We start from the raw sequence: 21477 nt of genomic DNA on the forward strand, positions 1-21477 counted from the left end.
GATCGTTCGGGCGGTCGTTCAACGCATCGCTCCGCCAGCAACGTTCTTGCCACCGATGTGCGGGACGGCGATACCTTTTTACGTGCGCTCGAGCATCTTGATCGCCGCGGCGGCGGCTCCCGCGCGGGTCTCGACATGTAGCTTGCGGAACAGGTGTTCGAGATGCTTGTTCACCGTGCGTGGGGCGATGCCCAGAATGTCGCCGATATCGCGGTTGGTCTTGCCGTGCGACACCCACAGCAGCACTTCGGCCTCGCGCATCGTCAGGCCGAAGCGTTCGGCGAGCGCATTGCAATGCACGGTGTCGTCTCTTTCCTTGAGCACCACGATCCATTCGCCCGGTTCCGGGCCCAGCGTCGCACTGGCCGAGCGGCGTATCTGGCCCGAGCTGAATTCGTGGACGGCGTCGCCTTGGGCGCCGCGCGCGAGCCAGTCGATGAACCAGGTGCGCAGCGGCGCAGGCAGTTTCGGCGGCGCACCGGTATCGCGCGCGTTCGCGGTTGGCGCGGCATCGGCGGGGGCGTCATGCGCTGCCGTGTATGCAGCGAGATGATGCGCAGCCTGCGGACTTTGCCACCGAATCGTGCCGTCCGCACCGACGATCAGCGCCGCGCGCGTGTCGAGCGACAGTGCGGCCTCCGCGTACAACTGGGCGCGTGAGCGCCGCACGTGGGCACCGATGCGCGCGCACAGCTCTTCGGGCTGCACCGGTTTGGTCACGTAATCGATGCCGCCCACGCGAAAGCCGCGTACGACATGTTCGCTCTCCGTCAATGCCGTCATGAAGATCACCGGCAGATGCTCGTGTCGTCCGTCCTGCTTGATACGCACACATGTTTCGAAGCCGTCCATGCCGGGCATCATGGCGTCGAGCAATACCACGTCGGGCGTCACGCGCGCGAGGCGTTTGAGCGCCTCCTCGCCGGACAGCGCGACGATCACCGCGTAGCCGTGCGCCTGCAGCGTATCGGAGAGGAAGGCGAGGTTCTCCGGCGTATCGTCGACGATCAATATCATGGGCCGTTCGCGCAGCCACGCGGCCGGGGCGTCGACGATCGGGGCAGCCACGATCGGGGTGGGCGCGTCATGCGTTCGCGCCGCGCGCGAGTCGGTCAAGTTCATGCTCGAGTTCCCTTAGCTGAAAGCGTTCCGCCAATGCGCGCAACGCGTCGATTTGTTGCAGCAACCCGGGCCAGGCCTCGCGGGCGGCGTCGAGCTGCTCGATCACGCCCTGTACGTAGCCGACTTCGAGATGCGCATGCAGATGTTCGATGAGTTCGCGTGGCCACACGGCAGGTGGGGGCGGCAGTGTCGCGGCAGGCAGGCTCGCCGCCGGTAGCGCGCTCGTGTTGGTTTCGGATGCAATCCAGTCGAGTGCAAGCAGTTGTGCAAGCTTGTCCAGCAGCAGGTTCACCTGCAGCGGTTTCACCAGATATCCCTTGCATCCGGTCGCGCTCGCACGGTCGCGGTCGTCGGCGAACGCGTTGGCGGAGAGCAGCACGATGGGCGCGTTCGACAACTGATTCTCGGAGATCAGCCGGCTGGTTTCGTAGCCGTCCATCAACGGCATCGAAATGTCCATGATGATCGCGTCCGCCGTGTGAATCGCCAGCCAGCGCAGCGCATCGGTGCCGCTGGCCGCTTCGGCGACGTCGAAGCCGAGCGGTGTGAGCAACTGCACGACGATGTCGCGCTGATCGTCGAGGTCGTCGACCACGAGAATGGTGCGGCGCGCACCCGTATAGCCGAGAATCGACGCGAGTTCGGCGTGGGTTTCGGCCGCCGCGTCGACGGCCGGGGCGAACAGGCGCACCACGAAGCGCGTGCCGTGCCCGACTTCGCTGTCCACTTCGAGGCTGCCGCCGAGCGCTTGCGTGAGCAGGCGGCAGATCGTGAGCCCGAGGCCGGCGCCGTGATCGTACGCATGGGCCGCTTCGCCGCGTTCGAACGGCAGGAACAGGCGCTCCATTTCGGCGGGCGGGATGCCGGGGCCGGTATCGATCACCTCGAATTTCAGCGTATCGAGCACGTGACTCACGCGCAGCGTGATCGTGCCGCTCGACGTGAAGCGGATCGCATTGCCGATCAGGTTCGTGAGGATCTGACTCATGCACTTCTGGTCGGTGCGCACGGTAGCCGGCAGCCGGCCGACCGTCTGCACGTCGAAGGCGAGCGCCTTTTCGAGCGCCTGCGGACGGAGCATCGACGTCAGATGCGCGACGAAATCGGCGAGGGATACCTTGGCGACGTTCAATTGAAGCTTGCCCGCCTCGATGCGCGCGATGTCGAGCAGGCCGTCGACGAGCGCGAGCAAATGCTCGCCGCTGCGATGGATCGTGCGCACGGCGTTGTAGCGGGTGGGCGCGAGTTCTTCCTTCGCCTGCAGCAGTAATTGTGCGTAGCCGAGAATGCTGTTCAGCGGCGTGCGCAACTCATGACTCAAACCGGACACGTAACGGCTCTTGGCCCGGTTGGCCGATTCCGCGGCGGCGGTCGCGCGCTTGAGCGCCGCGTCGGTTTTCTGATGCGCGTCGATCTCGAGCATCAGCAATTCGTTTTGCCGCTGCGACTCTTCCTGCGTGACGCGGCGGTTTTCGCGCTCCAGCACGAACCACCAGGCCGCGATGCAGCCCACCAGCGACAGCGCGAGAAAGATATTCAGAAAACTGCCCGCAAGCGCATGGCCGATCGACGGCCCGGCGGCGCTCATCGAAGTCGCGCTCTGCGACCAGATCAGGTAGAGCACGCTGCCCAGCACGGCGAGCATGGCGAGTACGAGGCTCGCATAGTGGATGAGGCGCAGTGCGGCGGGGCCGAGCCGCGCGCCGGGCAGCACGCGATGCAGCGCGCGGTCGGCTTGCGACGTGAAGCGCGCGTGCGGCTTGCAGCGATCGTGGCAGCGCGAGTCGAGCGAGCAGCACAGCGAGCAGATCGTGCCGCCGTAGGCCGGGCAGTACGCCGTATCGTCGGGTTCGAAGGTGTTTTCGCAAATCGCGCAGCGCAGCGAGGTGGCGTCGCCGGTCGGTTGTGCGGCGCGGGCAATGTAATAGCGGCCGCGTGTCAGTATCGCGAGCACGGGTGCGCACGCGAACGCCGCGCCGAACGCGATGAACGACGACATCGCCTGGGCAAGCACGCCGAACAAGCCGCTATGCGCGAGCATCGCGACGGCCGCCGCGATCAGCATCGCACAGACGCCCACGGGGTTCACGTCGTAGAGGTGCGCGCGCTTGAATTCGATATGTCGCGGGCTGTAGCCGAGCGGCTTGTTGATGACGAGATCGGCGAACAACGCGCCGATCCACGCAATCGCGATGTTCGCGTAGAGCGACAGCACCTTGGCGATCGCATCGAACACGCCCATTTCCACGAGCAGCAACGCGATCATGACGTTGAACACGAGCCATACCACGCGGCCCGGATGGCTGTGCGTGAGCCGCGCGAAGAAATTGGACCACGCGAGCGAGCCCGCATAGGCGTTGGTCACGTTGATCTTCAACTGCGAGACGATCACGAACAGCGTCATCGCGGGCAGCGCCCAGCTCGCGAGCCCCAACGGATCGAGCAGCAGATGATAGGCGACGAGGTACATCTGCGTCGGCTCGGTGGCGTGGCTGGCATCGACTTCGTACTGGAGCGCGATGAAGGCGAGCAGGGCGCCGCCCAGCATCTTGAGCGCGCCGGGCACGATCCAGCCCGGCCCCGTCGAGAGCAATGCGAACCACCAGCGCGTGCGGTTCTTCGCGGTGAGCGGCGGGAGGAAGCGCAGATAGTCGACCTGTTCACCCACCTGCACGATCAGCGCGAACACGACCGTCGACGCCTGGCCGAAGGCGACCAGGCTGAAAGCGCGGCCTTGCGGCGCGAAGCCCGCGAAGGTGGTCCATTGCGCGATCAGGTCGGGATGGCGCCACAGCACGGCAGCGTAGGGCAGCACGAACAAGACGAGCCACAGCGGCTGCGTCCAGCTTTGCAGGCGGTTGATCAGCGTGATGCCGAACATGACGATCGGAATCACCACGAGCGAACTGACGACGTAGGCGATCGCCAGCGAAATATGGAAATAAAGCTGGAGCGCGAGCGACATGATGGCCGCTTCGAGCGCGAAAAAAATGAACGTGAACACCGCGTACAGCAGCGACGTGACCGTCGAGCCGATATAGCCGAAGCCCGCGCCGCGCGTGAGCAGGTCCATGTCCACGCCGTAGCGCGCCGCGTAGTAGCTGATGGGCAAACTGGTGAGCCAGATCAGCACGGAGACGGCCGCAATGGCCCAGACCGCGTTCGTGAAGCCGTAGTTGACGACCAGGCTGCCGCCGATCGCTTCCAGCACCAGAAACGACACGGCGCCGATCGCCGTGTTGGCCACGCGCAGCTCCGACCAGCGCCGGAACGAGCGCGGCGTGAAGCGCAGCGCGTAGTCCTCGAGGGTTTCGTCGCCGACCCACGCGTTGTAGTCGCGACGCACCTTGACGATGCGTTGCGTACCGGGCGCGCCCACTGACGGGTGACTCTGGGACATGAAGATGATCCGAAATGGTGCGAAAGCGGCGCGAGCGGGGCGCGAACGGCACAACGGCGGGCCACACCGCTCAGGATCGCCCTGCAATGCAAATTACATTCCAGTCCACGCACCGGGAATACGTCGATTGACGTATTCCGATCCTCAAATTGGCTTTTTACATTGCGTCCAACCTCGACCCAGCCCGCAGCGCTCCGCGCCGGGCACCCGATAAGGAGAACGTGATGTCCGCAGACGATCGACTCGATGACGATGCCCGGATGCCTTCGCCGCTGCGCCGGAAAATGCTCGGCGGTCTCGCCGCCGCGCCGCTGATGGCGCTTGGCCTGCCGCGCGGCGCGTTGGCGCAGACGCCGCCCACGGCGAAGGTCAACACCACGCGCCTCGCGGTCACGGACACCACGGTGACGGTCGGCCAGCTTCACTCGGCCACGGGCACGATGGCGATTTCCGAAACCGGCTCGATCCAGGCCGAGCGCCTCGCCATCGAGCAGATCAACGCGATGGGCGGCGTACTCGGCCGCAAGGTGCAGATCATTCAGGAAGACGGCGCGTCCGACTGGCCGACCTTCGCCGAAAAGTCGAAGAAACTGCTGGAGAACGACCACGTCGCGGCGGTGTTCGGCTGCTGGACCTCGGCCTCGCGCAAGGCGGTGCTGCCGGTATTCGAGAAGGACAACGGCCTGCTCTATTACCCGACCTTCTACGAAGGTCTCGAACAGTCGAAGAACGTGTTCTACACCGGCCAGGAAGCGACCCAGCAGATTCTCTGGGCGCTCGACTGGGCGTCGAACACGAAGAAGGCCAAGACCTTCTTCCTGATCGGCTCCGACTACATCTGGCCGCGCACGTCCAACAAGCTCGCGCGCCGCCATATCGAGCAGCATCTGCACGCGAAGGTGGTGGGCGAGGAGTATTACCCGCTCGGCACGACCGAATTCGCGTCGCTGATGAACAAGATCAAGCTCGCGCGGCCGGACTGCATCTTCGCGACCGTGGTGGGCGGCTCGAACGTGGCGTTCTACAAGCAGCTCAAGGCCGCGGGCATCACGCCGCAGAAGCAATTCCTGCTGACGCTGTCGGTCACGGAAGACGAAGTGCTCGGCATCGGCGGCGACAACTTCGCGGGCTTCTATTCGTCGATGAAGTACTTCCAGTCGCTCGATAACGAGAACAACAAGAAGTTCGTCGCGGCGTTCAAGGCGCGCTACGGCCAGAAGTCGGTGATCGGCGACGTGACGCAGGCCGCCTATCTCGGCCCGTGGATCTGGAAGGCCGCGTGCGAGCGCGCGGGCAGCTTCGACGTCGACAAGGTGGTCGCGCACTCGGCGGGCATCGAAGTGGCGAACGCGCCGCAAGGCTACGCGAAGGTCGATGCGAACCACCACTTGTGGAGCCGCTCGCTGATCGGGCAGGGCCAGGCGGACGGCCAGTTCAAGGTCGTCGCGCAGTCGGAGCAACCGATCCAGCCGAATCCGTTCCCGAAGGGCTACATGTAATCCGTCAACCGCAGCGGCGCGGCGGCCGATGACGCCGCCGCGCGAGGAGCGTTCGATGTCAGCTACCGATATTTTCAACATCACGCTGATGCAGGGCTTCGCCGGTCTGAGCCTCTTCAGCGTCCTGCTCCTGATGGGGCTCGGGCTCGCCGTGATCTTCGGCCAGATGGGCGTGATCAACATGGCGCACGGGGAATTCATGACGATCGGCGCGTATACGGTCTACATGTTCTCGTGGTTTTCGCAGAACGTCTGGCACGCGCTCACGCCCGTGTATTTCTTCTTCGCGATTCTCGCGGCGTTCGCGCTGGCCTTCGCGGCGGGCTGGCTCGCCGAGTGGGCGCTGATCCGCCATCTGTACAAGCGTCCGCTCGACACGCTGCTCGCCACCTGGGGCTTGAGCCTCGGCATGCAGCAGGTGTTCCGCTCGACCTTCGGGCCGAAGGAAGTGAGTCCGGCGCTGCCCGACTGGCTGATGGGTTCGTGGGAGCCCACGCCCGGCCTCGACATTCCGGTGAGCGGCATGTTCGTGATGGGCCTCGCGCTGCTGATGACGGGCGGCCTGCTGCTCGCGCTCTATCGGTCGCGCTGGGGCTTGCGCGTGCGCGCCACGGTCGCGAACCGGCCGATGGCGAACGCGGCAGGCATCAACACGCGGCGTACCGACCGCATGACGTTCGCGATCGGCTGCGGGATCGCGGGCGTGGCGGGGGCGGCCTTCACGGCGATCGGCTCGACGGGCCCGACGAGCGGCTCGCTCTATATCGTCGACTCGTTTCTCGTCGTGACGTTCGGCGGCGCGGCGAGCCTGCTTGGCACCGTGGCGTCGGCGTTCGGCATCGCGCAGATGCAGTCGATCAGCGAGTTCTTTCTGTCGGGCTCGATCGCACGCGTGCTCACGCTGCTCACCGTCGTCGTGATTCTCATGCTGCGTCCGCAGGGCCTGTTCGCGTCGAAGGTGCGACGCGTTTAAGCCCGCGCTCATGCACAAGCCTCATTCACAGCTTCATTCGACTGGAGAGATGGACATGGAACCCATCCAACCCGCGGCGGTCGGCGTATCCCCGCGATCCGGCCGGGGTGCGCCGCCGGCCGGCTGGCGAGCCCGCGTGGCGCGGCTCGACACGTCGGGCTACGCGGGCATCGTGCTGCTCGCGCTGCTGATCGTGGTCGTGTTTCCGCTCGCGCTCGACACGTTCCGCCTGAACCTGATGGGCAAGTACCTGACCTACGCGTTCGTGGCGATCGGCCTCGTGATCGCGTGGGGCTACGGCGGCGTGCTCAGTCTCGGCCAGGGCGTGTTCTTCGGCCTCGGCGGCTACGCGATGGCGATGTTTCTGAAGCTCGAGGCGTCCGATCCGGCCGCCACGCACACGCAGACCACGCCGGGGATTCCCGACTTCATGGACTGGAACCAGCTCACCGCGCTGCCCACGTGGTGGAAGCCGTTTCACTCGTTGCCGTTCTCGATCCTCGCGGTGCTCGTCGTGCCCACCGCGCTCGCTTTCGTGATCGGCTACGCGATGTTCAAGCGGCGCGTGGGCGGCGTGTACTTCGCGATCATCACGCAGGCGGTCGCGCTGATCCTCTCGGTGCTGATCATCGGCCAGCAAGGCTATACGGGCGGCGTGAACGGCATCACCGATCTGCGCACGCTGCTCGGCTGGGACATCCGCACCGATCACGCGAAGCTGATCCTGTACTTCGTGAACGCCGCGTTGCTGATCGGCGCGCTGCTCGCCGGCCGCTGGGTTCAGCGCAGCAAGCTCGGCACGCTGTTGCTCGCGATGCGCGACAAGGAAGACCGCGTGCGCTTCTCGGGCTACGACGTCGCGATGTTCAAGGTGTTCGCGTTCTGCCTCGCGGCGATGCTCGCGGCGATCGGCGGCGCGATGTTCACGCTGCAGGTGGGCTTCATGTCGCCATCGTTCGTCGGCATCGTGCCGTCGATCGAAATGGTGATCTACGCGGCCATTGGCGGGCGCATGTCGCTGGTCGGCGCGGTGTACGGCGCGATTCTCGTCAATCTCGGCAAGAGCTGGTTCTCGGAGAGCTTTCCGAACCTCTGGCTCTATCTGATGGCGGCGATGTTCATCGGCGTGGTGATGGTGTTTCCGAACGGGCTGGCCGGTCTCTACGACGAGCATGTGCGCCCGCGCGTGCGGCGGCTGTTCGGTGCGGCGAACGAGGAGGCGTGAAGCATGAGCAATACCGACTTTCTGCTCGCGATCGAGGACCTGACCGTGTCGTTCGACGGCTTCAAGGCGATCGATTCGCTCAATCTATATCTCGAACGCGGCGAGCTGCGCGTGGTGATCGGCCCGAACGGCGCGGGCAAGACCACGCTGCTCGACCTCATTTGCGGCAAGACGAAGGAAACGGCGGGCAGCATCAAGTTCCGCAACGAGGAAATCACGCATCTCGCGGAATTCCGCCGCGTGCGCAAAGGGATCGGCCGCAAGTTCCAGACGCCGTCGATCTACGAAAACCTGAGCGTGGCGCAGAACCTCGAGGTGTCGTTTCCGCGCGGACGCGGCGTGTTCGGCGCGCTCGCCTATCGCGAGGATGCCGACGTGGCCGATCGCGTGCGCGACGTGGCCAACGAAATCGGCCTCGCCGCCGCGCTCGATCTGGAAGCGGGGCTGCTGTCGCACGGCCAGAAGCAGTGGCTCGAAATCGGCATGCTGCTCATGCAGGATCCCGAACTGCTGATGCTCGACGAACCGATCGCGGGCATGAGCATGCGCGAGCGCGAACTGACCGCCGATCTGCTCGACCGCATCTGCCGCAACCGCTCGATGATCGTGATCGAGCACGACATGGCCTTCGTGGAGCGCGTCGCGCACAAGGTCACGGTCATGCATCAGGGGAAGATTCTCGCGGAAGGGCCGATGGCGCAGGTGGAGGCCGATCCGCGCGTGATCGACGTCTACCTGGGTCATTGATTCGGTTACCGAACGACAACACGGAGAACACATCATGCTGGAAGTCGACGATCTCGTCGTCAGCTATGGGCAGAGCGAAGTGCTGCACGGCATCGACTTTTCCGTCGCGCAGGGCGAAAGCGTGGCCGTGATGGGCCGCAACGGGATGGGCAAGACCACGCTGTTCAAGGCGCTGATCGGCATGCTGCCCGCCAATCGAGGCACGGTACGCGTGGCCGGCGCCGACGTTTCGAAGGACGAGAGCTACCGCCGCGTGTCGAAAGGCATCGGCTACGTGCCGCAAGGACGGCAGATCTTCGCGTCGCTGACCGTCGAGGAAAACATTCAGACGGGCCTCGAAAATGCGCAGAGCCAGCGCGTACCCGACGAACTGTACGCGTTGTTTCCCGTGCTGTTCGACATGAGAAAGCGCAAGGGCGGCAATCTGTCGGGCGGCCAGCAACAGCAACTCGCGATCGCGCGCGCGCTCGCGACCGACCCGAAAGTGCTGTTGCTGGACGAGCCGACCGAAGGCATCCAGCCGTCCGTCATCAAGGACATCGCCAAGGCGCTCAACCAGATTCGCACGAGTCGCAACATCGCCATCGTCGTATCGGAACAGGTGTTGAGTTTCGCGCTCGACGTGGCCGACCGCCTGTTCGTGATCGAGGGCGGGCGCTTCGTGCACCAAAGCACGCGCGATGCGGGCGACACCGACCGCATCCGCGAATACCTGTCCGTCTGAGCGCGGTGCGGCGTTTGCGCGCCGCGCCGTCTGTCAATCCGCGAACCCAGGAGCGAACGCCATGCCCGAGACTCTCATCAAGGTCGATCTGAACCAGTCGGCTTACGAAAACGAACAGGTGCACAACCGCTGGCACCCCGACATTCCGATGGCCTGCTGGGTCAAGCCCGGTGACGATTTCATCCTCGAAACCTACGACTGGACCGGCGGCTTCATCAAGAACGACGACAGCGCCGACGACGTGCGCGACATCGACCTGTCGATCGTGCACTTTCTGTCCGGCCCGGTGGGCGTGCACGGCGCGGAGCCGGGCGACCTGCTGGTGGTCGACCTGCTCGACATCGGCGCGAAGGCGGATAGCCAATGGGGTTTCAACGGCTTCTTTTCGAAGACGAACGGCGGCGGCTTTCTCACCGACCATTTCCCCAGCGCGCAAAAATCGATCTGGGATTTTCATGGTGTCTATACGAGCTCGCGCCATATTCCCGGCGTGAATTTCGCGGGCCTGATTCACCCGGGCCTGATCGGCTGCCTGCCCGACCCGACGCTGCTGGAGACCTGGAACGCGCGCGAAACCGGCCTGATCGCCACCGCGCCCGATCGCGTGCCGCCGCTCGCGAATCCGCCGTTCGCGGCCACCGCGCACATGGGCAAGCTCGCGGGCGAGGCGCGCGACCAGGCGGCCGCGCAGGGCGCACGCACGGTGCCGCCGCGCGAGCACGGCGGCAACTGCGACATCAAGGATCTGTCGCGCGGCTCGAAGGTGTTTTTCCCCGTGTACGTGGATGGCGCGGGCCTGTCGGTCGGCGACCTGCACTTCAGCCAGGGCGACGGCGAGATCACGTTCTGCGGCGCGATCGAAATGGCCGGCTGGGTGCATATGCGCGTGAATCTCATCAAGGGCGGCATGGCGAAATACGGTATTCGCAACCCCGTCTTTCAGCCCAGCCCGATCACGCCGACCTATAACGATTACCTCATTTTCGAGGGCATTTCCGTCGACGAGCACGGTGGGCAACATTATCTCGACGTCACCACCGCGTATCGCCAGGCGTGTCTGAACGCGATCGAGTACCTGAAGAAATTCGGCTATTCAGGGGCGCAAGCGTATTCGTTGCTGGGCTGTGCGCCGGTGCAGGGGCATATCAGCGGCGTGGTGGACATTCCGAACGCGTGCGCGACCTTGTGGCTGCCCACGCAGATCTTCGACTTCGACATTCGCCCGAATGCCGACGGCCCGATCCGGCACATCCAGGGCGGCGTCGATCTGCCGTGTTCGCCGGATCTCGCGAACGCGTAAACGACACATTGAAATGACGCAGGAACAGGAGGCCGTCATGCCAATCTACGACTTCGAATGCGCAAGCTGCGGGCCGTTCTCCGTGATGCGCCGCATCGCGGATCGCGAGAAACCGTGCCGCTGTCCCGACTGCGGCGCGGAAGGTGGGCGCGTCATCAGCGCGCCATCGCTGGCGCTGATGGGGGGCACGCGTCGCGCCGCGCACGCGACCAACGAACGTGCCGCGCACGCGCCGCGCCAGTCCGCCGACGGGCCGCCGCTACGTCATCGCGCCGGTTGCAGTTGTTGCTCGGGTGGCGCGTCGAAGCTTGCGGGCACGGCGTCGGACGGCCTCAAGCGGCCGGCGGGGCGTCCGTGGATGATCAGCCACTGAGGTGTGCCGCGCGCGAGCCGATGCCTGCGAACAGGCCGTCGCGCGCGGCGTCAACGAGTTCAAGGAGGAAGCGTCATGCGACATGGTGATATTTCGAGTAGCCGCGACTGCGTGGGCGTCGCGGTGGTCAACTACAAGATGCCGCGTCTGCACACGAAGGCGGAGGTGCTCGACAACGCGCGCCGCATCGCCGACATGGTGGCAGGCATGAAGCAGGGTTTGCCGGGCATGGATCTCGTGGTGTTCCCCGAGTATTCCACGCACGGCATCATGTACGACCGTCAGGAAATGTTCGACACGGCGTCCACGATTCCCGGCGAGGAGACGGATATTTTCGCGGCGGCGTGCCGCAAGGCCAACGTGTGGGGCGTGTTCTCGATCACGGGCGAGCGCCACGAGGCGCATCCGCGCAAGGTGCCGTACAACACGCTCGTGCTGATCGACAATCGCGGCGAGATCGTGCAGAAGTATCGCAAGATCATGCCGTGGACACCGATCGAAGGCTGGTATCCGGGCGATCGCACCTATGTGACGGATGGGCCGAAGGGCCTCAAGATCAGCCTGATCATCTGCGACGACGGCAATTATCCGGAGATCTGGCGCGACTGCGCGATGAATGGCGCGGAGCTGATCGTGCGCTGCCAGGGCTATATGTACCCGGCGAAAGAGCAGCAGGTGATGGTCGCGAAGGCCATGGCGTGGATGAACAACACTTACGTGGCCGTGGCCAACGCCACCGGCTGGGACGGCGTGTATTCGTACTTCGGCCATTCGGCGATCGTCGGGTTCGACGGGCGCACACTCGGCGAATGCGGCGAGGAGGAAATGGGCGTGCAGTATGCGGAGCTGTCGCTCGGCATGATTCGCGACGCGCGGCGCAACATGCAGTCGCAGAACCATCTGTACAAGCTGCTGCATCGCGGTTATACCGGCACGATCCATTCCGGCGACGGCGCGAATGGCGTCGCCGAATGCCCGTTCGGCTTCTATCGCGACTGGGTTGCGGATCCCGACGCGATGCGCCGTCGTGTCGAAGCGCTCACGCGCGCAACGCCCGGCACGCCGGAGTGCCCGATCGACGGCATTCCGCACGAAAAGTGAGTATGCGCGCCGTGAGCGTCGGGCGTTCATCGTGCGGCAGGTGCGGTACGCCATTCGGTTTTTTGCCGCGGCAAGGAAGTCTTCGATGAGTCGCGCTATTTCGGTCGGTGCCTCTAGCGTCGAGCGGCTTGGGTTCCCGGGGGCGATTCAGTTACCGCTCGACGCGACGGTATTGGCCGCCCCGGCACAATCATGCCGATACTTCTGCATCAGGCGCGCCTGCGCCGAATCGATATCGTCGGGATAGCTGCTCTCGTCTCCGGACGACGGGTCGTAGCCGACGGATTCCAGCTCGTTCAGTTCGTTGACGAGCTGTCGGTGGGAGACCTGTCCGTTCGTGTGCACGAACGGATAGTCATGGCAGTGCGCCGGCGTAAGTTTCGTCTCGGCATGCGCGGAGACGCTCGATGCGAGCATGGCGGCGCAGACGAGGTAGCGGGCGGGGTGATTCATCTTCGGCTCCTGGCTAGCGTTGAATAGAGGCCGTACGGCAGGATGCCTGCGTCGGCCGCAAGACGAAGATTAGGGACAGCGGGCTATCCAAACAGCAGCGCGAGGATGAAACATGTTTTATGCAAACCCGGATCGGGTCATGCACGGGCTGCCGCATGCGCTAAAAGTTAAAGAATCCTTCATGCGCGTGTGCCCGGATGGTCAGGCGCAGCGGCGTATCGTCGAGCGATGGATCAATCGAAGCCGCGCACCGCGCGGTGCGCCCAGGGGGTAACGCAATGAAATCAACCGTCATGATGGCCGGCCTGGTCGCGCTCGCGTGTTCGTCGCTGCCGGCGTTCGCGAAGGTGCAGGGAACCGGACTCGCGATCGCCGATGTGACGCTCGCGCACGCAAAAGCCGAACATAGTGATCGTGCGATCGATGCCGAACGCAATCTCGCGTCGCATCGCGTGGACAGATTGGGCGCACAATCGCACCACGGCTGATCTGCCCGACGTCCGGATCGATAAGGTGACCAGCTACGGTTACCCGGTGACGCTGCCGGACGCATGAACGCGCGGTTCCGGCCGCGCAACGAACATGACGGGCGCCCTGCGATGGCAGAGGCGCGGCGTGTCGGTGCCGCGCACGGTCGAGGACAAGCATGAGGCACGGACATTAGCGGATCGGCATACGCAACGTGAAAAGAAATTCATGCATCGGTGTGCAGTCGCGGCGGCATGAAACCGGCACGTCGTGAAGCATTCCGAGTAGTCGGGCCGACGTAAAAAGCGGCACCCGTCATCGCGACGGGTGCCTCGAAATGCGACACGCCTCGTCCGTGTCGCAAGGGAATCAGTTCGCTGAACGGGGCGTCGTCGCGGCCGGCGCTTGCGTACCGGATGCGGCCTCATCCGTCGACCACCCGCCACCCAGCGCGGCGATCAATCCCACCGCCGCCAGTTGCCGGCGCGTGTCCAGCTCCAGCATCGCGACCCTGGTATCGAGTTCGGTGGCCTGCGCCGTCACCACGTCGAGATAGCTGACGACGCCGTCCCGATAGCGCGACATCGACAACTGCAACGTGCGTTCGGCCGCGTCGAGCGCCTCCTGCTCGCGATCGGCTTCGTCGCCGAGGTGGTGCGCGAGTGCGAGGTTGTCTTCCACCTGCCGGCACGCATCGAGCACCACCACGCGGTATTTCGCGCCGTTTTCGGCCAGCCGCGCGCGCGCCTGGTCGGTGAGCGCCTGGCGCCGGCCCCCGTCGAACAGCGTCAGCGCGAGGCTGGGCCCGATCGACCAGATCTCGTTCGGCGCGCTGAGCCAGTGGCCGAGGCCCGAGCTCTGGTAGCCGCCGACCAGCCCGAGCGTGATGTCGGGGAAGAACGCCGCGCGCACCACGCCGATCTTCGCGTTGGCGGCGGCCATGCGCCGCTCGGCGGCTGCGACGTCGGGACGCCGCTGCAGCAGCGTCGCGGGAATGCCGGCCGGGATCGTCGGCAGATACGCCGCGTTCAGGTCCGGCGTCAGCGAGAACGACGACGCCGGCACGCCCGTGAGCGTCGCGATCGAATGCTCGTCAAGCGCGCGCCTCGCTCGTATATCCTCGGCCGACGCGCGGGCCGAATCGAGCTGCGTCTGCGCGCGCGACACGTCGAGATCGGACGCGATGCCGCCCGCGTGCCGGCTCATCGTCAGGCGTAGCGCGCGCTGATACGTGTCGATCGTGTCGGCCAGCAACTGTTGCTGCTGGTCGAGCCCGCGCAGGCTGAAATACGCGTGGGCGAGGCTGGCTTGCAGACTCAGCCGCACCGACGCGAGATCGTCCGCGCTGGCCTGTTCGTCGGCACGCCCGGCCGCGACTTCGTTGCGGACTTTGCCCCACAAGTCGAGGTCGTAGTCGAAGCGGGCGTCGAGTGTGTTGTCGCCATAGACGTTCGGCTGGTTCGAGCCGCGCAGCGGCCGCGTGGCCGATTGACGGTTGCTCGAGAGCTGCGCGCCGAGACCGATGGTCGGGAAGAGGCCCGAGCGCGCCTGATCGAACAGCGCGGCCGCTTCGTCGTGGCGGGCCACGGCCGCGGCCACGTCGGGGTTGGCCGCGGCCACCCGGGCTTCGAGCCGGTCGAGTACGGGGTCGCGGAATGCCTTCCACCAGCCGTCGCGCGCGATGCGGTCGGCCGGCTTCGCGGGCTGCCAGCCGCCCGCTTCCTTGAAGCTGGCCGGCAGCGCCGTTCGCGGCGCGCGATAGGCGGGCGCGAACGAGCACGCGCAGAGGAACGCGACGCCGGCGAGCATCGCGCAGAGCCGAAGCCGCTTAGCCATGCGCACGCTCCGTGTCGTGCTTGGCCGATGCAATGGTGGGGGCCGGTGCCGCGAGCCTGACCGGGTCGCCGTCGGCCAGCGAGTCGGGCGGGTTGTCGATCACGCGATCGTCCGGCGCGAGGCCGGTCGCGATCTGCACGTGCGTGCCGAGATCGGTCGCGATCGTCACGGGCTTGAATACCGCGCGATTGTCCTTGCCGACCACGGCGACCTGCAGGCCGGCCTGCCGGAAGATCAACGCGCTGGCCGGAATCGTCAGCACGTGGGTGCTGCCGGCCGGCAGCGCGAAATGCACTTCGGTGTATTCGCCGGGGATCAGCTTGCCGTCGCGGTTGTCGACCATCAACTGCACGAGCAGCGTGCCGGTCGAATCGGCGATCGAATCGTCGGTGTCGGCGAGTGTCGCCCGGAAGGTCTCGCCCGGATGCTCCGGCACGGTCAGCGTGGCAGTCATGCCGGGGCGGATCGCGGCGGCCTCGTTCTGCGGCACGCTCACGTAGACGCGCATCCGGTGGACGTCGGACACGGCAAACAGCTCCGGGCCGGTGCCGCCGCCGGCCGAGATCAACTGGCCGATGTCGGTCTTGCGCGCGGTGACGACGCCGTCGAACGGCGCGACGATGCGCTTGAACGCCTCCAGTGCCTCGAGGCGCCGCACGTTGGCCTCGTTGGCGGCGACGATCGCCTGCTTGGCCGCGAGGTCGCTGGTCTTTTCGTCGGTTTCCTGCTGCGACACCGAATCTTGCGCGAGCATCCTGGTCCAGCGCGCGGCCGTGGACGCGGCCAGCTTCTCGTTGGCGAGCGAACTTTGCAGGTCGGCGCGCGCCTGCAGCAATTGCTGGTCGAGTTCGGGCGTATCGATCAGCCCGAGCAGTTGCCCTGACTTCACGTGCGCGCCGATATCGGTGTACCACGCATGCAGATAGCCCGACACCTGCGCGTGGATCGGTGCGCTCTCGAACGCGGACAGGTGGCCGGGCAGCACGAGCGCGGCGCCTGCGTCGCCGGCCGACGGCGTGTACGCGGCCACGGTCGGCACCGCCTGTTCGGCGGACCAGGTGGTCATGTCCTGTTTCGCGTGCGCGCGGCCGACGATGCCGGTCGCGACGATGCCGACCGCGATCAGCGCGGTGAGCGTGGCGACGAGCTTGAGGTTGGGCAGCCGTTTCGGCGACTTGATATCGATCTCAGTGGACATGGGAAGCTCCGGACGCGGAAAGGGAAGAGGCGCGGGAAGCGTCGTGCTTCAGCGCGTCGCGCCGATGCACGAGGCTGAACACGACGGGAACGAAGAACAGCGTCGCGATCGTCGCGCATGCGAGGCCGCCGATTACCGCGCGGCCGAGCGGCGCGTTCTGCTCGCCGCCGTCGCCGAGGCCGAGCGCCATCGGCGCCATGCCGATGATCATCGCGAGCGCGGTCATCAGCACCGGGCGGAACCGCGTGAAACCAGCTTCGAGCGCGGCGGCCAGCGCGTTGCCGGTGTCGGCCAGGCGCTCGCGCGCGAAACTGACGACGAGGATCGAGTTGGCTGTGGCCACCCCCATGCACAGGATCGCGCCGGTCAACGCCGGCACCGACAGCGGCGTATGCGTGGTGAACAGCATCCAGACGATGCCGGCCAGCGCCGCGGGCAGTGCCGAGACGATCACGAACGCGTCGGCCCACGAGTGGAAGTTCACGACGATCAGCAGGTAGATCAGCACGATCGCGCCCACGAGGCCGAGCAGCAGGCCCGCGAACGCGCCGTTCATGGTCTGCACCTGGCCGCGCAGCGTGACGGTCGAGCCCTTGGGCAGATCCTTTGCGGTGGCCTTGACGATGCCGTCGATGTCGGCCGCGACCGCGCCGAGGTCGCGCCCCTGGGTAGTCGCATAGATGTCGAACAGCGGCTCGATGTCGTAGTGCGACACCACCGCGTTGCCGACACCGCGCGTGATCGTGGCGAGGCCGCCCAGCAACTGGGACTGGCCGTTCGCGCCGGTGACCGGCAGGTTCTGCAGCGCCGACAGCGTGGTCATCCTGTACTGCGGCGTTTGCGCGACGATCGGATAGGACACGCCGTTGTGCGGGTTGAGCCAGTAGGTCGGATCGACCTGGCTGGTGCCGGCGAGCGTCGCGACCACCGAGTTCGTCACGTCCTGCTCGGTGATGCCGAGCTGGTCGGCGCGCGTGCGGTCGACCGTCACCGTGAACTGCGGATAGGTGCCGGCCTGCTGGATGCGCGGATCCGCGACGCCGGCGATCAGGCGCAGCTTGCGGTACAGCTCGCGCGCATAGGCGAGATTGGCCTGCTGGTTCGGGCCGGCCACCTGCAGGTCGACCGGCGCCGGTGCGCCGAAGTTGAGGATCTGGCTGACGATGTCGGCGGGCAGGAACGAGAACGTGGTGCCCGGATAGGCGCGCGGCAGGCGTTCGCGCAGCGTGTGCACGTAGTCGGCGGTCGGCGCGTGATCGCGCGACAGCGAGATCAGGATGTCGCCGTCCTGCGGCCCGAGCGTGCCGCTGTTGTTGTAGGTCAGATTGATCCCGCTGTTCGGCAAGCCGATGTTGTCGATCACTTCGCGCAACTGCGCGGGCGGAATCACGCCGCGAATCGTGTTCTCGATGCGGTCGAGTTCGGCGGCGGTTTCCTCGACACGCGTGCCGACCGGCGCACGCACGTGTAGCGCGATCTCGCCGGAATCGATGGTCGGGAAGAAATTGCGGCCGAGCCACGGCGCGAGCAGGAAGGACGCGGCCACGATGCCGAGGAAGGCGCCGACGAACGGCTTGCGGCGCGTGAGCGCGAGGCCCAGCAGGATCCGGTACGACGCGCGCACGGCTTCGAAGCGGCGCTCGAAGGCGCGCTGGAAGCGCACCAGCGGGTTGCGCGCTGGCGGGACGTCGTGCGCGCCGGCATGGCCAGCGTGCGGATCCATCACCGCGGCAAGTTCGCCCGACGCGTGACCGGCCGATGCGTGCGGCTTGAGCAGGTATTGCGCGAGCATCGGCACGAAGGTGCGCGACAGCACGAACGACGACGCCATCGAGAAGATCACCGCCTTGGCCATCGGCACGAACAGAAAGCGCGAGATGCCGTCGAGCATCAGCATCGGCACGAACACGATGCAGATGCACAGCAGCGAGACGAGCGCCGGCATCACGATCTGCTTCGCGCCGTCGACGATCGCGGTGCGCGTGTCCTTGCCCTGTTCGAGGTGCCAGTTCACGTTCTCGATCGTCACCGTCGCGTCGTCGACCAGGATCCCGACCGCGAGCGCGAGGCCGCCGAGCGTCATCACGTTCAGCGTTTCGCCGGTGGCCGCGAGCAGCGCGATGGCCGAGAGCACGGCCAGCGGGATCGACGCGGCGATGATCAGCGTCGAGCGCCACGAGCCGAGGAACAGCAGGATCATCAGCGAGGTCAGCGCCGCGGCGAGGATGCCTTCGCGCGCCACGCCGCTCACGGCGCCCTTCACGAAGGTCGACTGATCGCCCATCGTGACGAGCGTCAGGCCCGGCGGCAGCGTCTGTTCGACCAGCGGCAGCTTCGCCTTCACGCCGGCGATGATGTCGAGCGTCGAGGCGGAGCCGTTCTTCAGGATACTCATCAGCACCGCGCGGTGGCCGTCCACGCGCACGATGTTGCCTTGCGGCGGGTAGCCGTCGCGCACGTGCGCGACGTCACGGATGTCGATCGTCGTGCCGTCGACCGACTTGATCGGCAGGTCGTTCAGCGCATCGAGCGAGAGCGGGCTGTTGTTGAGCTTGATGTTGTATTCGAAGCGGCCGATCTTCTGCGTGCCGGCCGGGATGATCTGATTCTGCTGCGCGAGTGCGTGCGCGACGTCCTGCGCCGACAGCCCTTTCGACTGCAGCGCCTGCGGGTCTAGGTCGATCTGCACTTCGCGCGCCTTGCCGCCGTACGGCGTCGGAATCGCGACGCCGGGCACCGACAGCAACTGCGGTCGAATGAAGTTGACCGCGTAATCCTCCAGCTTCTGTTCGTCGAGCGTGTTGCTGGTCAGTGCGATTTGCAGCACGGGCACGGTCGACGCGTTGTAGTTGAGGATCTGCGGCGGCGTGGTGCCGGGCGGCATCTGCTTGAGCACGGTCTGCGAGATCGACGTGACCTGCGCGGTCGCCGTGCGGATATCGACCGTCGGCTGGAAGAAGATCTTCACGATGCCGTAGCCGCGGAACGATTGCGACTCGATGTGCTGGACATCGTTGACCGTCGTGCCGAGCGTGCGCTCGTAGTACGTGATCACGCGTCCGGACATGTCGTCCGGCTGCAGGCCCGCGTAGTTCCAGACGACGCTGATCACCGGAATGCGGATGTCCGGAAAGATATCGATGGGCGTGCGGACTGCCGCGAGCGGGCCCGCGATCAGGATCAGCAGCGCCAGTACGACGAACGTATAGGGCCGGGCGAGCGCGAGCCGGACAATTTTCAGCATGAGGTGCTGCTCCGTTCAATATCGTCGTGAAGAAGAGCCGGCTGTGCGCGTCCTCGGGAAAGACCCGATGCGCAACCGATGACCGGATTCTGCGGAGCGTCCACTAACAGCCGGTCGCAAAAAAGATGAAACAAGTTTTAAGGAACGGGCGGGCTCAGCCGGGCAGGTGGTCGCGAGCCGCCGACCGAAGCGGTAGCCCGCACGGCCTCGAAGATCGTCGTGCGCGTGAGCACGCGGCCAGCGTTGCGCGTCAGGAATGCGAGCAAGTGGCACTCGGTCGGCAGCCGCGCGCCGTCGACCCGGTGGCCTTCGTCACGCAGCGTATGCGCAATGTGATCGGCGGAATCAGGCAGCGGCGAGCTGCATGGCGACGCGGTCGGGCACGCGACAGTGGTCGACCGCGTAACCGATGAAGCCGCGCACTTTCCCGGCGCTTTCTAAAAAAAGCTTCATGCGCGGATCGCCGATCTTCAGCCGGTTCGCGTGTACCGAGGTCGATACTTGGATCGTGTAATTCCGGCAAGGACGACAAACATGGCACAACCGTTGAGCATCAAGATGATCGAAGAGCACGGCAAGCTCGTGGTGCTGATGTCGATCGAACGGGGCGCGGCCGTGCTCGATCCGGAAGACGTGGACGCGGTCATCCAGTACTTGAGCTTGCTGCGCGCGTCGATGCGGCCGGCGGTGCCGGAGCGTCCGCCGCACGGGCAGCCATTCGTGACGGAAATGGATCCCTGCTGGTATGCCGAGCGCCATCCGCTGGAAGGAGGCGTGGTGCTGTTACTGCGTCATGGCGGGCTCGGCTGGGCAAGCTTTGCACTACCGCCGCGCAGCCTCGAACGGTTGCACGCTTCGCTGGCGCAACTGCTCGAGGACGAGCGGCGGGCGATCGGCCTGCCGCACCGAATCCGTGCCGTAAGCGCGCTGGCATGCAGCGGCCGCGCGACGGGGTGATTCGGCAGCAGTCAATGCGTGATGCTGCCTCCCGGCGCCAGTCGCACCGCGCGCTATCCGCGCCCGACGAACGGCATCGTCGTCGCCATGATCGTCATGTTGAGGATGTTGGTATCGAGCGGCAGATTCGCCATCTGGACGACCGCATTCGCGACATGCGCGACGTCCATCCGCGCCTCGGGCGCCAGGCTGCCGTCCGCTTGCGGGACGCCTTGCGTCATCCGTTCCGTGAGCGACGTCGCGGCGTTGCCGATGTCGATCTGGCCGCACGCGATGTTGTAGCGGCGGCCGTCCAGCGCCAGCGACTTCGTGATTCCGGTCACCGCGTGCTTGGTGGCCGTGTACGCGATCGTATCGGGGCGCGGCGCGTGCGCCGAGATCGAGCCGTTGTTGATGATTCGGCCGCCCTGCGGCGTCTGCGTTTTCATCAGCCGCCATGCGGCGCGCGCGCACAGGAATACGCCGGTGAGGTTGGTTGCGACGACGCTGTTCCACACGTCGAGTTCGTATTCGTCGAGGGACACGACCGGGGCGTTGCGCCCGGCATTGTTGAACAGGACATCGAGCCGGCCGAACCGTTGCGCGATCTGTGCGAACGCGTGGTCGACCGATGCTTCGTCGGTGACGTCGACCGGAAACACCTCGGCGTCGCTGCCGGCGACGCGGATGGCGTCCTGCGTGTCGCGCAGCGACGCCTCAGTGCGCCCGAGCAGCGCGACGGTGAAGCCGGCCTGGGCGAGTGCGATGGCCGTGGAGCGACCGATGCCGGAGCCGGCACCCGTGACGGCGGCGAATTTCTTCGAGACGGACATGGCGTGATTTCCTGCGGGTTGAATGGCGGGGGAGGCGGGCGAGGG

The 21477-nt window shown here is 65.9% G+C and carries 18 protein-coding genes; 10 read left to right on the plus strand and 8 right to left on the minus strand.

Features of this window, described 5'->3' with window-relative positions; genetic code table 11:
• Positions 1 to 78 precede the first annotated feature (78 nt).
• Positions 79 to 1017 (minus strand): response regulator, encoded by a 939-nt coding sequence (locus tag AC3IFE_RS06635; RefSeq protein WP_489190152.1) that lies wholly within the window; start codon positions 1015 to 1017, stop codon positions 79 to 81.
• A gap of 67 nt (positions 1018 to 1084) precedes the next feature.
• On the minus strand, positions 1085 to 4522 hold the full coding sequence (locus AC3IFE_RS06640) for a hybrid sensor histidine kinase/response regulator (RefSeq protein WP_489189971.1): 3438 nt from the start codon (positions 4520 to 4522) through the stop codon (positions 1085 to 1087).
• A 224-nt stretch (positions 4523 to 4746) separates the two neighbouring features.
• Between AC3IFE_RS06640 and urtA the strand changes: the two genes are divergently transcribed.
• From urtA to AC3IFE_RS06680, 8 genes are all read left to right on the plus strand, one after another.
• The gene (urtA, locus tag AC3IFE_RS06645; protein ID WP_489189972.1) at positions 4747 to 6021 is read left to right on the plus strand and encodes an urea ABC transporter substrate-binding protein; all 1275 of its coding nucleotides are present in this window, start codon (positions 4747 to 4749) and stop codon (positions 6019 to 6021) included.
• Positions 6022 to 6076: 55 nt separating this feature from the next.
• Positions 6077 to 6994: an urea ABC transporter permease subunit UrtB gene (urtB, locus tag AC3IFE_RS06650; protein ID WP_089470593.1), complete on the plus strand. Its 918-nt coding sequence runs from the start codon at positions 6077 to 6079 to the stop codon at positions 6992 to 6994.
• A gap of 55 nt (positions 6995 to 7049) precedes the next feature.
• Positions 7050 to 8219 (plus strand): urea ABC transporter permease subunit UrtC, encoded by a 1170-nt coding sequence (gene urtC / locus AC3IFE_RS06655; RefSeq protein WP_489189974.1) that lies wholly within the window; start codon positions 7050 to 7052, stop codon positions 8217 to 8219.
• A gap of 3 nt (positions 8220 to 8222) precedes the next feature.
• Positions 8223 to 8966 (plus strand): urea ABC transporter ATP-binding protein UrtD, encoded by a 744-nt coding sequence (gene urtD, locus AC3IFE_RS06660; RefSeq protein WP_489189975.1) that lies wholly within the window; start codon positions 8223 to 8225, stop codon positions 8964 to 8966.
• Between the two features lie 34 nt (positions 8967 to 9000).
• On the plus strand, positions 9001 to 9690 hold the full coding sequence (gene urtE / locus AC3IFE_RS06665; RefSeq protein WP_089470027.1) for an urea ABC transporter ATP-binding subunit UrtE: 690 nt from the start codon (positions 9001 to 9003) through the stop codon (positions 9688 to 9690).
• Between the two features lie 61 nt (positions 9691 to 9751).
• Positions 9752 to 10990: a formamidase gene (fmdA, locus tag AC3IFE_RS06670; RefSeq protein WP_089470026.1), complete on the plus strand. Its 1239-nt coding sequence runs from the start codon at positions 9752 to 9754 to the stop codon at positions 10988 to 10990.
• Between the two features lie 37 nt (positions 10991 to 11027).
• Complete coding sequence (locus AC3IFE_RS06675) at positions 11028 to 11363, plus strand: FmdB family zinc ribbon protein (protein WP_489189976.1); 336 nt, start codon at positions 11028 to 11030, stop codon at positions 11361 to 11363.
• A gap of 75 nt (positions 11364 to 11438) precedes the next feature.
• On the plus strand, positions 11439 to 12464 hold the full coding sequence (locus tag AC3IFE_RS06680; protein ID WP_301738375.1) for an aliphatic amidase: 1026 nt from the start codon (positions 11439 to 11441) through the stop codon (positions 12462 to 12464).
• A 147-nt stretch (positions 12465 to 12611) separates the two neighbouring features.
• Here the strand turns inward: AC3IFE_RS06680 and AC3IFE_RS06685 are convergent, their stop codons facing one another.
• The gene (locus AC3IFE_RS06685; protein WP_489189977.1) at positions 12612 to 12917 is read right to left on the minus strand and encodes a DUF4148 domain-containing protein; all 306 of its coding nucleotides are present in this window, start codon (positions 12915 to 12917) and stop codon (positions 12612 to 12614) included.
• 278 nt (positions 12918 to 13195) lie between these two features.
• Between AC3IFE_RS06685 and AC3IFE_RS06690 the strand changes: the two genes are divergently transcribed.
• The gene (locus AC3IFE_RS06690; protein WP_301738374.1) at positions 13196 to 13405 is read left to right on the plus strand and encodes a hypothetical protein; all 210 of its coding nucleotides are present in this window, start codon (positions 13196 to 13198) and stop codon (positions 13403 to 13405) included.
• A gap of 349 nt (positions 13406 to 13754) precedes the next feature.
• Here AC3IFE_RS06690 and AC3IFE_RS06695 read toward each other — a convergent pair whose 3' ends face one another.
• The 4 genes from AC3IFE_RS06695 to AC3IFE_RS06710 all read right to left on the minus strand — a co-directional run bounded on the left by AC3IFE_RS06695 (position 13755) and on the right by AC3IFE_RS06710 (position 20236).
• On the minus strand, positions 13755 to 15221 hold the full coding sequence (locus AC3IFE_RS06695; protein WP_301738373.1) for an efflux transporter outer membrane subunit: 1467 nt from the start codon (positions 15219 to 15221) through the stop codon (positions 13755 to 13757).
• Positions 15214 to 16419, minus strand: coding sequence for an efflux RND transporter periplasmic adaptor subunit (locus AC3IFE_RS06700; protein WP_301738372.1), 1206 nt, complete (start codon positions 16417 to 16419; stop codon positions 15214 to 15216). The genes AC3IFE_RS06695 and AC3IFE_RS06700 overlap by 8 nt, the downstream gene beginning before the upstream one ends.
• A complete protein-coding gene (locus tag AC3IFE_RS06705) occupies positions 16409 to 19663 on the minus strand; it encodes an efflux RND transporter permease subunit (protein ID WP_301738371.1) in 3255 nt (1084 codons plus the stop codon). The genes AC3IFE_RS06700 and AC3IFE_RS06705 overlap by 11 nt, the downstream gene beginning before the upstream one ends.
• Before the next feature lie 345 nt (positions 19664 to 20008).
• Entirely contained in the window at positions 20009 to 20236 is a 228-nt protein-coding gene (locus AC3IFE_RS06710) for a hypothetical protein (protein ID WP_301738448.1), read from the minus strand.
• On the opposite strand from AC3IFE_RS06710, the gene AC3IFE_RS06715 reads away from it, so the two are divergent.
• On the plus strand, positions 20198 to 20620 hold the full coding sequence (locus AC3IFE_RS06715) for a hypothetical protein (RefSeq protein WP_301738370.1): 423 nt from the start codon (positions 20198 to 20200) through the stop codon (positions 20618 to 20620). The genes AC3IFE_RS06710 and AC3IFE_RS06715 overlap by 39 nt on opposite strands.
• A 53-nt stretch (positions 20621 to 20673) precedes the next feature.
• Here the strand turns inward: AC3IFE_RS06715 and AC3IFE_RS06720 are convergent, their stop codons facing one another.
• Positions 20674 to 21432, minus strand: a complete 759-nt coding sequence (locus AC3IFE_RS06720) for an SDR family oxidoreductase (protein WP_301738369.1) — start codon at positions 21430 to 21432, stop codon at positions 20674 to 20676.
• Positions 21433 to 21477 lie beyond the last annotated feature (45 nt).

This window comes from Burkholderia sp. APQ4-4ca (assembly GCF_057837105.1).

What these genes read in the sequence shown, in the direction of transcription:
- AC3IFE_RS06685 (WP_489189977.1), bottom strand. Translation starts at nt 12,917, where the DNA reads ATGAATCACCCCGCCCGCTACCTCGTCTGCGCCGCCATGCTCGCATCG.
- urtB (WP_089470593.1), top strand. Translation starts at nt 6,077, where the DNA reads ATGTCAGCTACCGATATTTTCAACATCACGCTGATGCAGGGCTTCGCC.
- AC3IFE_RS06680 (WP_301738375.1), top strand. Translation starts at nt 11,439, where the DNA reads ATGCGACATGGTGATATTTCGAGTAGCCGCGACTGCGTGGGCGTCGCG.
- urtD (WP_489189975.1), top strand. Translation starts at nt 8,223, where the DNA reads ATGAGCAATACCGACTTTCTGCTCGCGATCGAGGACCTGACCGTGTCG.
- urtE (WP_089470027.1), top strand. Translation starts at nt 9,001, where the DNA reads ATGCTGGAAGTCGACGATCTCGTCGTCAGCTATGGGCAGAGCGAAGTG.
- AC3IFE_RS06715 (WP_301738370.1), top strand. Translation starts at nt 20,198, where the DNA reads ATGGCACAACCGTTGAGCATCAAGATGATCGAAGAGCACGGCAAGCTC.
- urtC (WP_489189974.1), top strand. Translation starts at nt 7,050, where the DNA reads ATGGAACCCATCCAACCCGCGGCGGTCGGCGTATCCCCGCGATCCGGC.
- AC3IFE_RS06695 (WP_301738373.1), bottom strand. Translation starts at nt 15,221, where the DNA reads ATGGCTAAGCGGCTTCGGCTCTGCGCGATGCTCGCCGGCGTCGCGTTC.
- fmdA (WP_089470026.1), top strand. Translation starts at nt 9,752, where the DNA reads ATGCCCGAGACTCTCATCAAGGTCGATCTGAACCAGTCGGCTTACGAA.
- AC3IFE_RS06640 (WP_489189971.1), bottom strand. Translation starts at nt 4,522, where the DNA reads ATGTCCCAGAGTCACCCGTCAGTGGGCGCGCCCGGTACGCAACGCATC.
- AC3IFE_RS06705 (WP_301738371.1), bottom strand. Translation starts at nt 19,663, where the DNA reads ATGCTGAAAATTGTCCGGCTCGCGCTCGCCCGGCCCTATACGTTCGTC.
- AC3IFE_RS06675 (WP_489189976.1), top strand. Translation starts at nt 11,028, where the DNA reads ATGCCAATCTACGACTTCGAATGCGCAAGCTGCGGGCCGTTCTCCGTG.
- AC3IFE_RS06635 (WP_489190152.1), bottom strand. Translation starts at nt 1,017, where the DNA reads ATGATATTGATCGTCGACGATACGCCGGAGAACCTCGCCTTCCTCTCC.
- AC3IFE_RS06690 (WP_301738374.1), top strand. Translation starts at nt 13,196, where the DNA reads ATGAAATCAACCGTCATGATGGCCGGCCTGGTCGCGCTCGCGTGTTCG.
- AC3IFE_RS06720 (WP_301738369.1), bottom strand. Translation starts at nt 21,432, where the DNA reads ATGTCCGTCTCGAAGAAATTCGCCGCCGTCACGGGTGCCGGCTCCGGC.
- urtA (WP_489189972.1), top strand. Translation starts at nt 4,747, where the DNA reads ATGTCCGCAGACGATCGACTCGATGACGATGCCCGGATGCCTTCGCCG.
- AC3IFE_RS06700 (WP_301738372.1), bottom strand. Translation starts at nt 16,419, where the DNA reads ATGTCCACTGAGATCGATATCAAGTCGCCGAAACGGCTGCCCAACCTC.